We start from the raw sequence: 11,928 nt of genomic DNA on the forward strand, positions 1-11,928 counted from the left end.
CGCTCGGTGCTGCGCTCGCCGTAGCCGGCGCCGCACAGGGCGTCGGCCTCTGCACCCATCAGGGTGTGGATAAACGTGGCCAGCAGCTCACGCAGCACGTCAGGGTGCGCTGTGGTGAGTCGTTCGGCAAGCACGGTGGGCAGGTCGATATTGTGGGCAGTGGTCATCGCGTCGATTCCTTTGCTCGAGTGACTTTGACGGGTCTCTCGAAGAATCACGCGATGACCTTCAATCATTCGGCAACGACACGCCGGTACCGCTGATCAGGTCCGACTCGTAACCACTCTGCTGGACGCAACCTCGATATCCCGGTCCGTATACCGAACCTCAGCAGCTTCTCCACTCTGCTGTGAGTTTCGTCCATGGATCCGGAGTCCGCATCTTTGAGCCTGCTGATCAGCTGCCCACCTGGGTGGATTCGCCGGCCGACGTCGGCGCTGCGGGGCCGGCCGTGGAGCGGCGCCGGGGTTGCGGTGGAAGTCGCCGCCGCGCAAGGAGGATCATGGTGACATGCAGTTGCCGCAGTGGCTGGCGCGGTTCAACCGGCACGTCACCAACCCCATCCAGCGGATGTGGGCGGGCTGGGCGCCGACGATGGGAATTCTCGAACACACCGGACGCCGCTCCGGCCGCCGTTGCCGCACCCCGCTGACGGTGTTCTCGACCGCCGACGGCGTCGCCATCCTGCTCACCTACGGCCCCGACCGGCACTGGCTGAAGAACATCGTCGCTGCCGGCGGCGGCACCATGCGCCGCCACGGCCGATCGTTTGCGGTGGTGAATCCGCGGGTGATGACGAAGGTCGAGGCGGCCCCGTCGGTGACCGGCGTGATGCGGCCGGTGTTCGGGCTGCTGCCGTTCGAACAGGCGGTGCTGCTCGACCGGGGTTGATCAGCGACGCGGGGTGATGCGCGCCCTGATCGGCCCCTTGGCGACCGTGGTCAACGGCACCTCGCACTCGAAATCGTCATCGAGCGACTCGATCCGGCAGGCGCGGACCACGGTGGCGAGCGCCAGCGTGGTCTCCAGCCGGGCGAAGTGCTCACCGATACAGGGGCGTCCCCCGCCGAGGAACGGCAGGAACTGCCAGCGGTCGCGGGCCTTGACGTTCTCCGGGCTGAACCTGTCCGGGTCGAAGGCCATCGGATCCGGCCACAGGGCCGGGTCGTGGTGCAGCCCGTAGAGCCCGAGGGCGACCAGGCTGCCGGCCTCCACCCGGTAGCCGTCGACCGCGATGTCGCTGGTCACCAGCCGCGCCACGCCGGCGGCGGGCGGGCACAACCGCACCGCCTCATGCAGCACCTGAACGGTGTATCCCAACGCCGGCACGTCGTCGGGCGTCAGTTCGCGGTCACCGATCGCGGCGGCCTCCGCCGCGACACGATCCTGGATCTCGGGATGGTGGCCGAGCACCCACAGCGCGTAGGTCAGCGCCGTCGCGGTGGTGTCGTGGCCGGCCAGCATGAAGATCAGCAGGTCGTTGGAGATCTCTTCGTCGGACAGCGGACGGCCCGTCTCCGGGTCGGTGGCCGCGATCAGCGCCTGCACCAGCGGTGCGTCCCGCTGCGGGTCGTGCCGGCACGCCCTGACCATCTCGTCGGTGATCGCGCGCATCGCGTTCACCGCCGAACGGGCCCGCCGACGCGCCGGGGTGGCCAGCCAGCGCGGTGCCCGCACCGGCCGCAACGCGCGGTCAGCGGTGTAGGAGGAGGCCACATGCATGCATCGCGCAATGGTCTCGCCGCGTTCGTTCAGGTCGACGCCCAGCACCGACCGGCCTAGCGACTGCATGGCGACACTGCGGCACTCGGCGTCGAGGTCGACATCGCCGCCGGCGGGCCATCGGTCGACGAATGCCTGTGCGGCCGTGGACATGTGACCGCCGAAGGTGCGCACGCTGAATTTGGTGAACACCGGCGCGAGTGCCCGCTTGCGGGGCCGCCACTGTTCGTTCGGCAACACCCACAGGCTGTCGCCCGCCGTCTGTCGGACCTCGTCGTGGATGATGCAGCGATCCGAGGAGGCGTCGTTGCGCCCCAACACATCTCGCATCCCGGTCGGTGACATCACCGCCACGATCGGCGGCACCAGTTTCCTCGGGCCCAGCTGAATGCGGGTGATCGGACCGCCGGCGTCGCGGATCACCTCCTGGCCGGTGTCGAGCCGCCGGACCAGCTGCGCCAGCTTCCACAGCGGCAGCGGATTGCGCGGGACCAGCGGTAAGCCGGCGACGGCGGTGTCAGTTTCTGCGACCACTGCGGTCACTCCACAGCAACGGGGCACCTCGGCCCTGAGTCATCACGGTGCCGGGCATCACCCGCAACCGGTACGGCGCCAGCCGCAGCACGGCGAAATCGGCGCAGGTCGGGCCGTCGGTCCACATCGGGATGATGGCCGGGTCGTATCCGACCGGAGCCGGCGCCGTCGCGAACTTCTGCCACACCGCGGAGCGGGTGTCGTCGTCGGTGTACCACTCGGTGAGGCACTCGGCCGAGCACGTGTCGTGGTTGGTGGTCCAGTAGCTCACCGACACCTCGGGGTGGGCGGACAGATGGGCGCGCTTGATCGGTGTCGGCACCGTCGCGATCCAGCCGAACAAGTCGGTGCCGTCCCACTCCCAGAGGGGATGCAGGATGCGGGAGCGAGGTTTGCCGTCGTCGTCGACGGTGGCCACCGACGCCCAGACGATCGAGTGCGCCATCTCGACGAAGGCGGGGGCGATCTGATCGAGAGGTGTCACAGCAGTCAGATTAGGCAAGCGGTCTTTGTCCCCGCCGCCGGGACCGTCACTCTTCGAGTTTCTTGCGGAACTCCTCGGTCTTGCGGTACTCGACGTTGCCCTCGTCGGCCGACGTCTCGATCTTGCCCTTGTCCTTGTCGTCGACCCAGTCGGTGACGGACGTTCCGGAGACGGTGCCGCTGCTGCCGGGCAGCGTGGTGGTCTGCAGGTCCTCGGAGTAGGCCTTGGCCATCTCCTTGGCCTTCTCCCGGTGTTCGTCGGTGACCTCAGGCTTCTCCGTGAGCTTCTGGTTCTCCGAATTCGGTGTCTCGGTGACGTGATCGAGCTGGACGTCCGGTGTGTCACCGGACTGACGTTGCTGGGTTTTGTCATCGGTGGTCATGGCTTTCGGGCTGCCCGAAAGTGTGATCTGCGAAACACGGCGTCATGCGGGGACCGACCGCAGCGCCGTGGGCAGGCTCGTCAGGAAATGCCGGCGCGCGAATGCGCGGATGTCGTCGGCTGTCTCCAAGGGCTGCGCGCTGGGCAGCAGCAGCACCATCGCCGCGTACCGCAGGATGGTGTCGGCAAGGTCGTCGACGGCCTCGGCCCCGATGCGGTCGGCGAATCCGGGCGGGAAGATCGTCCGCAACGCCTCGGCCATGCGCTCGATCGCGGCGCGGTGGTGGCGGCCGGCGAGCTCGAGCACGAGTCCGGGTTCATCGGTGATCATCTGGTGCAGCACTCGGTGCCCGCGGAACTTCAGAATCGACAGCGTGAACGCTTCGACATAGTAATTTGATTGCGGCCCAGCCTGTTTCAGCTCGGCCGCGATGTCGGCGAAGAGTCGGACGTTCTCCCGCTCGATGACCGCGCCGACCAGTTCGTCCTTGTTGGCGAAGCGCCGGTAGATGGTGGTGCGGCTGACCCCGGCTCGCCGCGCGACATCGTCGAGGGCGACCCGGCGGAAGCCGTGCCGCTCGAACTCGACGACGGCGGCGTCGAGAATGTGCTGGGTCGCCGAATCAGGGCCGGACATCGGAGCGGGCATACCCCTTCACCGCGTATCCGCTGTAGCGCACGCGCATGGGCAGACGGTCCCAGGCCCAGTTCACCGGCCGCGACCGCCAGAACGCGGCGAAGCGCTGATAGCGGCGTTCCTGCTTGTCGGTCCAGGGCAGCCCGAGCAGGTCCCGCGCCCGCGGCGGCAGCCCTCCGGTGGTCAGGAACGCCGCGAGCGGGTTGAACACCGGAGCCACGAGTCGCCACACCAGCGGGTGCACCGCCTTGGGTTTCGGGAAGCCCTTGGTGACGTAGCCGACGCCGTACCTGGCCGACGGGTGGGCGACGAGGACCTCGGTCATCATCGCGTCCCAGTACTTCTCGAACTCGTCGTAGGTCGCGGGCATGGCGCGGTCGCTGACCCCGTAGCGGCGGTACCAGGTCTTGGACTCCAGCCAGATCTGTTCGCGTTCGGCGCGGGTCAGCCGCTTCACGAAGGTGTCGGCGAAGTAGTAGATCTGCTCGACGAAGGTGGCGTGCGCCCAGAAGTACGTGTCGGGGTCCAGCGCGTGGTAGCGGGAGCCGGCAGCACCGTCGGGGCCGGGCATCTCTCCCTTGACGTGATGGTGGAAATCGCGGACCCGCAGACCCGCATGGTCGTCGTCGGAGCCGTACACCGTGTTGAAGATCGGCGGGATGGTGCGCTTGAGGCGTTCGGCGGTGTCGGCGAAGAACGTCGAGTGGTCGTACACGCCCTGGCCGAGCTCGGCGAGCATGTTCTGCAGCACCGCCGGGCGCGGGCCGATCAGGTACATGCGGTTGTCGCCGAAGTAGCGCCACACCAGGGACCGGGGCCCCAGCGGCAGCGCATCCGGTTCCGCAGCGTCGAGGTGCTCGCTCTTGTCCGCCAACTCGGTCATGAGCAACAGTGTTACAGATTGTGCACTTTGTACCAAGACGCCTGTGGCGAGGGTCACTCCGGTTCGCGAGGGCGCCTTCCCGGTAGTCGAAGGCGGCTCATCACTACCGTGATGGCGGTTTCGCGGCGCCCCCGGCGAGGGGGACCCGGGTATGCGACCCGCGCAGGCGGGCCACACCGAGGACGGTCAGCACGCCGGCCGCCGTCGCGAGCAGCAGAGACAAAGTCAGCATCGGGGCGTAATAGACCTGCGAGATCGTCGACGGTTCACCGGCCAGCACCGGGCCCACGACCACGTCGCTGCGGGCCGCCAGCCAGCTGAGCACGCAGCCCACCGCCGCGGCGGCCGCCAGCGCCAGCTGCACGACGGCCCACCGGTTCACGACGCGGGCTCCGGCGGAATGCGTTCCTCGACCAGGCTGGTCAGCGCGGCGCGCAGCCGCTGGTGTTTGCGGGCCCACGCCTGGGCGGTGCGGTCGTTGGTCAGGCGCAGACCGATGCCGGTGCGACCGCGGGGCACCCCGGTCAGCTCACCGAGTGCCCGCGCGTACTGCCACTTGGGCGTCTCGGAACCGCTGGCTTCCGGGTAGATGCGCACGATCTCGTCGGTGAGCGTGATCTCGGTGCCCTGCCGTAGCTTCTCGGTGGTCAGCTCCACGGAGGTGTGGATCCGGGCCGCCTTCACCTGGATCGCCAGGAACAGCGACACGAGCACGAAAAACAGGCCCGGCACCATCCACTGGATTCCGTAGCCGGCGGAGAGCTGGATCAGAGCCATCGCGACACCCGCGGCCGGGCCCGCCAGCACCCACAGCCAGCTGGCGCCCTGTTCGTAGAAGAGCACCTCAGGGGTGTTGGAAGATTCGGTCACCGTCGGTCCTCCTGTTGGAACCAGAATCGCGCCGCGGGCTGCACGATGAGCAGCGTCCCGATCAGGACCGGCAGCAATCCGAGCAGGATCAGCGGCTGCGCGACACCCACCCCGAGCGCCAGCACACCGATGACGACCAGCGCCGCGAAAGCCAGAGCCAGCGTCGCCAGCCGGAAGCGGGAGTCGCCGTGCCGGGCGCGACCGGCCAGGAACGCCAACGCGCCGGCCACCAGCACCGCCCCGATACCGGTGAACCGGTAGACAGTCAGGTAGTTGCGCACCTGCTCGTCGGACACCGTCGTCGGGATCGCCGCCCGCGCGGCGTCGTAAGTCGCGGTCGCCGCCATCAGTCCGCCGACGATCATCAGCACCGCGCCGCCGATGAAGCACCAGAACGCCAGATCGACGATGCGCGGCCGGGCGGCGGGGGTGGGCGGGGTCATGGTCGGGTCAGCCTAGCGAATCAGCGGGTGAAGAACTCGTGGGAGTCTTAGCGGTGCAGCAGGTACACGCCGCCGCCGGTCAGTACGGATCCGATGATGACCGACGCGGCGTAGGCCATCGCCGCCGCGGTGGGCCGCTCGACACCGAACAGGTTCGACAGCGAGTACACCACCGACGCGATGGCGCCGGCGGTCAACAGCGTGCGCGCCCAGCGATAACCCTGCCTGAGCAGGAACAAGAACGTGAGCACGACTGCGGCAAGAATCCCGGCGAACACCAGCGACAGCGCCAGCATCAGGCTGTTCGGATGGTCACGGGTCACCAGCAGGTCCAGCACGTAGCTGCCGATCATCAGAGGCAGCGCGACCACCCACAACCAGAACGCCGTGTCGACGTCAGGCGGGCGGGCGGGCGACGGGCCCTCGATTCGGTGCGGCTGCTCGGCCGGACCGGTCACGACAGCCAGCGGGCCACGTCGGCGGCCCAGTAGGTCAGCACGATGTCGGCGCCCGCCCGCCGGATCCCGGTCAACGACTCCAGCACGGACGCCCGCAGATCGATCCAGCCCCGCTCGGCGGCGGCGGTGATCATCGCGTACTCGCCCGAGATCTGATACGCCGCCACGGGGACCGGGGAGAGCTCGGCGGCTTGGCGCACCACGTCGAGGTAGGACATCGCAGGCTTGACCATCACGATGTCGGCGCCCTCCTCGAGGTCGAGGGAGACCTCGTGCAGCGCTTCCCGCACGTTGCCGGGATCCTGCTGGTAAGTGCGCCGGTCGCCCTGCAGGCTGGACCCGACCGCCTCCCGGAACGGACCGTAGAACGCCGACGCGAACTTCGCCGCATAGGCCAGGATCGCGGTGTCGGGGTATCCGGCGGCGTCGAGACCGTCGCGGATCGCGGCCACCTGGCCGTCCATCATGCCGCTCGGCGCCACCACATGGGCGCCTGAATTAGCCTGCGCCACAGCAAGTTCGATGTACCGGCGGTTGGTCAGGTCGTTGTCGACGCGTCCCGCGGCGTCGATCACCCCGCAGTGCCCGTGGTCGGTGAACTCGTCGAGGCAGGTGTCGGCCATCAGCACGGTGTCGTCGCCGAGATCCTTGGCAAGGTCGCGCAGCGCGGTGTTGAGGATGCCGTCCGGGTGGACGCCGACGCTTCCGGTGGGGTCCTTGTCCTCGCCCTTCGGGACGCCGAACAGCATCAACCCGCCCACGCCCGCGCTGACCGCCTCGGCAGCGGCCCGGCGCAGCGAGTCCCGGGTGTGCTGCACGACCCCGGGCATCGAGGTGATGTCTCGGGGTTCGTCGATGCCGTCGGCGACGAACAGCGGAAGCACCAGATGCCGTGGCTCCAGCGTGGTCTGGGCGACCAGCCGGCGCATCGCCGGCGTGGTCCGCAGCCTCCTGGGGCGGTGTCGTGGGAACGCCATGTCAACCTTCCACGAAATCGCATTCCAGCAGCCAAGAGTCGAGTGCCCACCTGCCGGAGTGCATTTTCGGCGAGTTCCTAGCGGCGGCGGCTCTTCTTCCGCGGCGGCGGCAACGCGCCCTCGGCGCGCAGCCGGGCCGCGTGCTCGGCGAGCGCCTCGACCAGCGGGCCCACCGCGGCGACCTCGGGCTGCACGTCCACGCGCAGGCCGAATTCCGCTGCGGTCTCGGCGGTCTTGGGGCCGATGCACGCGACGATGGTGCGCGCGTGCGGCTTACCCGCGATACCGACCAGGTTGCGCACCGTCGAGCTCGATGTGAAGCACACGGCGTCGAACCCGCCGGTCTTGATCATCTCGCGGGTGTGCGCCGGCGGCGGGGCCGCGCGAACCGTGCGGTAGGCGGTGACATCCTCGATCTCCCAACCGAGTTCACGCAGACCTTCGGCCAGTGTCTCGGTCGCGATGTCTGCCCGTGGTAACAGCACCCGGTTCACCGGATCGAAAATCTCGTCGTACGGCGGAAACTCGTCCAGCAGCCCCAACGAACTCTGCTCGCCGGTGGGCACCAGCTCGGGGTTGATCCCGAACGAGCGCACCTTCTCCGCGGTGGCCTGCCCGACGCAGGCGATCTTCACACCGGAGAACGCGCGGGCGTCGAGCCCGAACTCGTTGAACTTCTCCCACACCGCGCGCACCGCGTTGGTGGAGGTGAACACCACCCACTGGAACCGGCCGTCCACCAATCCCTTGACGGCCCTCTCCATCTGGGCCGGGCTGCGCGGCGGCTCGACGGCGATGGTCGGCACCTCGATGGGCAGCGCGCCGTGACCGACCAGTCGGTCGCTCATCTCGCCCGCCTGATCCTTGGTGCGCGGCACCAGAACGGTCCAGCCGTACAGCGCGCGGCTCTCCCACCAGTTCAGCTTCGCGCGGTGGGACACGGTGCGCCCGAGCGTGACCACCAGCGTCCCGGTCAGTGGGCCGGCCGGCTCGGTGACGGCCGGCTTGTCCAGCACGGCCTTGTCGAGCAGGCCGCCCAGCGTGGTCTCGACCGAACGCTGTTGGCACGTTGTCCCATTGGCGGTGACGACCGCCGGGGTGGATTCGGTCAGGCCGTACTCGATGAGGGTCCGCGCCGCCTCGGGAAGGTGTGACGCGGTGGCGTGCAGGATCAGCGGCCCGGGGGCGGCGGCCAGCGCCGCCCAGTCGACGTTGGGATCGCGGACGTCGGCGACGGTGTGCGACGAACCCAGCGGCAGACCGGCATAGGTGGGTACCGCCGAGGTTCCGGGCAGGCCCGGCACGATCTCGAATGTCAGCTGCGTCTTGGCCAGCGCGTTGATCTCGGTGATCACCGAGTCGATCGACAGCGGATCACCGGCGACGAGCCGGACCACGTCCACCCCGGTGCGGGCCTCGGTGGCCAGGGTCTTGGCGACCTCGGCCGGGTCGCCCAGCGCCGGGCGCACATCGGGCCCGCCGGGGATCACGGCGTCCTCGGCGGGCTTGGCACCTTCGGCCGGCCTCGCCACGTCGGCCTCGTTCTCGGCGGGCTTCGCCGCGGCCGCGGATTTCTGCGCCGCGTCGGTGACCGGCGGCAACGGTCCTGACGGCGGCGGCAGCTCCGAGCCCACCAGGGCCAGTACCGCTTCGGGCACGTCGGGGTCGGTGAACACCAGCGCGGCGTTGTTCAGCACCGCACGTGCCCTCGTCGTCAGCAGGCCCGGATCCCCGGGCCCGGAGCCGACGAACGTGATGCGGCCGGGCTTGCCCTTGCGTCCTCGCAAGCTCATCTGTCTCTCCCGCCTTCGTCCAACAAATCGCGCGCTCCCAGCTCGAACAACTCCTCGGCCACCGAGAGCCCCAGCTCCCGGGCCCGATCGGGTGTCCCGATCCCGGACGCGCGGATCACGTCGGATCCGTCCAGCGTCGCCACGCAGCCGCGCAGCGACAGCTCTTCGAAGACGCGGCCGTCCTCATCGATAGACTCGACCACCTCGGCGATCGCGCCCACCGGTGCGGAGCAACCCGCCTCCAGTTCGGCCAGCAGGGTTCGCTCTGCGGTGACCGCCGCCCGCGTGTCGGCGTCGTCGAGTTCTGCCAACACCCGCGCGAGCGCCGTGTCGCCGGCGCGGCACTCGACGGCCAGTGCCCCCTGCGCAGGCGCCGGCAACATCTGTACCGGCTCCAGCGCTTCGGTCACCGCGTCGAGGCGACCGATGCGGGCCAATCCCGCTCTGGCCACCACGATGGCGTCGAGTTCACCGCTGCTTACCCTGTTCAACCTGGTATCTAGGTTGCCTCGTAGGGGGCGGATTTCCAAACCGAGACCCAGTGCTCTAAGCTGTGCCGCCCGCCGCGGGGACGACGTGCCGATCACCGAGCCCGCCGGCAACTCCCCCAGCACCAGTCCGTCACGGGCCACGAGCGCGTCCCGGGCGTCCTCGCGCACCGGGGTCGCCGCGATCACGAAGCGCGGGTCGGCCGCGGTCGGCAAATCCTTATACGAGTGCACGGCGGCGTCGACGACGTCGTCGGCAATGGCCTCACGCAGCGCGGCGGTGAACACCCCGACGCCGATGTCGGCGATGGGCGCGTCGGCGCGGCGGTCCCCTTCGGTGGAGACGATGACCAGTTCGGCGTCATGTCCGGCGGCGATCAGGGCGTCACGCACGGTTCCGGCTTGGGTGGTGGCCAGCAGGCTTCCCCGGGTGCCGATTCGAATCACGTAATGGCTTTCGGCGGGCCGAGCGTCACTCGGTCTTGTCGAGATCAATTGCATGGGAACCCATGTCATCACCTCCGGCAATGGGTCCCAGTTCGCTGCCGGCGACGGCGTCGACCGCGTGCTGGTCGAGCTCGAACAGCTCACGCAGCGCCTCGGCGTAGCTGTCGCCGCCGGGAGCGCTGGCCAGCTGCTTGACCCGCACCGTCGGCGCGTGCAGCAGTTTGTCGACAACCCGGCGGACCGTGTTGGCAACTTCGTCGCGGTGCCCGGCGTCCAGTCCGGGCAACCGGTTGTCCAGCCTGAGCAGTTCGGCCTCGACGACATCGGCAGCGCGCTGACGAAGCGCGGTGACGGTCGGGGTGACCTCGGCCATACGCTGCCCGGCCAGGTAGTTGGCGACTTCCGCCGCCACGATCGTGCGGGCGGCATCCGCGTCGGTGGCCGCGGCCTTGGCCGTCGGCTCGCGCAGGATGCGCTCCATGTCGACCACGAAAACCCCCGGCAGGCCGGCGACGGCGGGGTCGACGTCCCGCGGCATCCCGAGGTCGCAGATGACCAGGTCTTTCGGCTCCCGCACGTGCGCCAGTCCGCGGTGCACGTCGGCCAGCGAAACCACCGGCCGCACCGCGCCGGTACAGCTGATCACGATGTCGGCGTCGGTGAGCAGCGGCGGCAGGTGGTCGAACGGGTATGCGTCAGCGGCGAGGCCGTACGCGCGGATGTTCTCGGCGAGGCGCTTGCCTCGCGGCAGCGTGCGGTTGACCACGTGGATGCGTTCGACACCGGCTCGCGCCAGATGCTTGGCGGCCAGCGCCCCCATGGATCCGGCGCCGACGACCACCGCGCTGCGGCCGGCCAGCGATCCGACCTTCTGCTCGGCGATGTCGAGGGACACCGAGACGACCGAGGCGCCCGCGGCGTCGATCCCGGTCTCCGAATGAACCCGCTTGCCGACGGCCAGGGCCCGCTGAGACAGCTCGTGCAGGATGCGGCCCACCGAATGGTTGGCTTCAGCGGACGCATAGGCACGCCGGACCTGGCCGAGCACCTGCTGCTCGCCGATGACGGCGGAATCGAGGCCGCCGGCGACGGCGAACAGATGCTCGACGGCCGCTTCGGCGTAGCGCACATAGGCGTACTTGGTCAGATCCTGCAGTGACATCCCGGAGTGCTCGGAGAGCACCTGGCCGATCACCGACAGCCCGCCATGGAACGCCTCGACGACGGCGTAGATCTCCACGCGGTTGCAGGTCGAGAGCACCATGGCCTCGGTGACCAGCGAGGAGCGCAGCACCTCTTCGACGATCTTGGCCTGATCGGATTCGTCGGTGCTCAGTTGCTCGAGAACGGACACCGGCGCGCTGCGGTGCGAAACCCCGAAGAGCAAGACGCTCATGGCTCCCTCACCACGCTCAGCACGACATCAAAGGTAGTCCTTCTCAGCTGGCCTACCAAATTTGCTCTCTCTGCGCTGAAACCGCATTCCACGCGGCAAAACGCGTGCCAACCCGTACCGGAATGCGATTTCGGCGGCGGGATCGTCAGCGCGCGAGGTCCTCGCGCAGCCTCGGCTCGTCGATCTCCCAGTAGCTGTGCTCCGCCCCGTCGAGCAGCACCACCGGAAGCCGGTCGCCGTATTCGGCGCGCAGGCCGCGCTCGCCGGCCGCGGCCGCGACGTCGACGTCCGTCACGGTCAGCACGAAGCCGAGCTCGGCGGCGAGCTCATGCAGCCGCGCCGCGGCGGCCGCGCACATCGGGCAGCCCTGGCGTGTGAGCAACTCCACCTGTCGATCCACCCCGCCAGTATTCCG

The 11,928-nt window shown here is 69.1% G+C and carries 16 protein-coding genes; 1 reads left to right on the forward strand and 15 read right to left on the reverse strand.

From position 1 onward, the window contains the following. Positions 1-167 (reverse strand): transposase (locus ACTWP6_RS24715; RefSeq protein WP_443189078.1); only part of this gene is annotated, 167 nt, incomplete at its 3' end. A gap of 343 nt (positions 168-510) precedes the next feature. Between ACTWP6_RS24715 and ACTWP6_RS24720 the strand changes: the two genes are divergently transcribed. Then, positions 511-891 (forward strand): nitroreductase family deazaflavin-dependent oxidoreductase, encoded by a 381-nt coding sequence (locus ACTWP6_RS24720; RefSeq protein ID WP_443189052.1) that lies wholly within the window; start codon positions 511-513, stop codon positions 889-891. Here ACTWP6_RS24720 and ACTWP6_RS24725 read toward each other — a convergent pair whose 3' ends face one another. The 14 genes from ACTWP6_RS24725 to ACTWP6_RS24790 form a co-directional block, all read right to left on the reverse strand. Continuing rightward, complete coding sequence (locus ACTWP6_RS24725; protein ID WP_443189053.1) at positions 892-2,256, reverse strand: cytochrome P450; 1,365 nt, start codon at positions 2,254-2,256, stop codon at positions 892-894. It lies immediately after the preceding gene. Further along, positions 2,240-2,740, reverse strand: a complete 501-nt coding sequence (locus ACTWP6_RS24730; protein WP_443189054.1) for a pyridoxamine 5'-phosphate oxidase family protein — start codon at positions 2,738-2,740, stop codon at positions 2,240-2,242. The genes ACTWP6_RS24725 and ACTWP6_RS24730 overlap by 17 nt, the downstream gene beginning before the upstream one ends. Positions 2,741-2,786: 46 nt before the next feature. Continuing rightward, complete coding sequence (locus tag ACTWP6_RS24735) at positions 2,787-3,122, reverse strand: hypothetical protein (protein WP_260756875.1); 336 nt, start codon at positions 3,120-3,122, stop codon at positions 2,787-2,789. 42 nt (positions 3,123-3,164) lie between these two features. Continuing rightward, complete coding sequence (locus ACTWP6_RS24740; protein WP_260756874.1) at positions 3,165-3,758, reverse strand: TetR/AcrR family transcriptional regulator; 594 nt, start codon at positions 3,756-3,758, stop codon at positions 3,165-3,167. Next, positions 3,745-4,641, reverse strand: a complete 897-nt coding sequence (locus ACTWP6_RS24745) for an oxygenase MpaB family protein (protein WP_260756873.1) — start codon at positions 4,639-4,641, stop codon at positions 3,745-3,747. The genes ACTWP6_RS24740 and ACTWP6_RS24745 overlap by 14 nt, the downstream gene beginning before the upstream one ends. A 103-nt stretch (positions 4,642-4,744) precedes the next feature. Further along, positions 4,745-5,023 carry a hypothetical protein gene (locus ACTWP6_RS24750; protein WP_443189055.1) on the reverse strand — a complete coding sequence of 93 codons (279 nt, stop codon included), beginning with the start codon at positions 5,021-5,023 and terminating at the stop codon, positions 4,745-4,747. Beyond that, complete coding sequence (locus ACTWP6_RS24755) at positions 5,020-5,511, reverse strand: DUF3093 domain-containing protein (protein ID WP_260756871.1); 492 nt, start codon at positions 5,509-5,511, stop codon at positions 5,020-5,022. Before ACTWP6_RS24755 ends, ACTWP6_RS24750 begins: the two co-directional genes overlap by 4 nt. Further along, positions 5,508-5,954 carry a hypothetical protein gene (locus tag ACTWP6_RS24760; RefSeq protein WP_260756870.1) on the reverse strand — a complete coding sequence of 149 codons (447 nt, stop codon included), beginning with the start codon at positions 5,952-5,954 and terminating at the stop codon, positions 5,508-5,510. Before ACTWP6_RS24760 ends, ACTWP6_RS24755 begins: the two co-directional genes overlap by 4 nt. 47 nt (positions 5,955-6,001) lie before the next feature. Next, positions 6,002-6,412, reverse strand: coding sequence for a hypothetical protein (locus ACTWP6_RS24765; protein ID WP_443189056.1), 411 nt, complete (start codon positions 6,410-6,412; stop codon positions 6,002-6,004). Then, positions 6,409-7,389, reverse strand: a complete 981-nt coding sequence (gene hemB, locus ACTWP6_RS24770) for a porphobilinogen synthase (RefSeq protein ID WP_443189057.1) — start codon at positions 7,387-7,389, stop codon at positions 6,409-6,411. Before hemB ends, ACTWP6_RS24765 begins: the two co-directional genes overlap by 4 nt. 77 nt (positions 7,390-7,466) lie before the next feature. Beyond that, positions 7,467-9,182, reverse strand: a complete 1,716-nt coding sequence (locus ACTWP6_RS24775) for a uroporphyrinogen-III synthase (RefSeq protein WP_443189058.1) — start codon at positions 9,180-9,182, stop codon at positions 7,467-7,469. Next, entirely contained in the window at positions 9,179-10,117 is a 939-nt protein-coding gene (gene hemC / locus ACTWP6_RS24780) for a hydroxymethylbilane synthase (RefSeq protein ID WP_443189059.1), read from the reverse strand. The genes ACTWP6_RS24775 and hemC overlap by 4 nt, the downstream gene beginning before the upstream one ends. A gap of 25 nt (positions 10,118-10,142) precedes the next feature. Beyond that, entirely contained in the window at positions 10,143-11,513 is a 1,371-nt protein-coding gene (locus ACTWP6_RS24785) for a glutamyl-tRNA reductase (RefSeq protein WP_443189060.1), read from the reverse strand. A gap of 145 nt (positions 11,514-11,658) precedes the next feature. After that, a complete protein-coding gene (locus tag ACTWP6_RS24790; RefSeq protein ID WP_260756862.1) occupies positions 11,659-11,913 on the reverse strand; it encodes a glutaredoxin family protein in 255 nt (84 codons plus the stop codon). Between the last annotated feature and the right edge of the window lie 15 nt (positions 11,914-11,928).

Source organism: Mycobacterium sp. 4D054 (genome assembly GCF_052245755.1).
In the GTDB taxonomy this organism is placed as follows: Bacteria; Actinomycetota; Actinomycetes; order Mycobacteriales; family Mycobacteriaceae; genus Mycobacterium.